General features: G+C 46.3%; 1 tRNA gene. It reads right to left on the reverse strand.

Features of this window, described 5'->3' with window-relative positions:
• Window positions 1–111: 111 nt before the first annotated feature.
• A tRNA-Glu gene (locus tag IBT47_RS26865) sits at window positions 112–187 on the reverse strand.
• Between the last annotated feature and the right edge of the window lie 109 nt (window positions 188–296).

The following is a 296-nucleotide window of genomic DNA, read 5'->3' on the forward strand; positions in this document are numbered from 1 at the left end:
GTTTCAATTTTTCAGCTTGTTCCGGATTGTTAAAGAGCAAATATCTCAAACGTGACTTTAAAAGTCAGTTTTGAGATACAGTTGATAACGTCTTTCACTTCGTTATCAGTATGGCGTCCCCAAGGGGATTCGAACCCCTGTTACAGCCGTGAAAGGGCAGTGTCCTGGGCCTCTAGACGATGGGGACTCTGGTACAGGTATTGCTTTTGCTCGTTACTTCTATCAGACAATCTGTGTGGACACTGCGCGGGAAAGTATCTTCAGGTAAGGAGGTGATCCAACCGCAGGTTCCCCTA

Source organism: Erwinia sp. S43, from assembly GCF_016624745.1.
Lineage (GTDB): Bacteria > Pseudomonadota > Gammaproteobacteria > Enterobacterales > Enterobacteriaceae > Erwinia > Erwinia coffeiphila.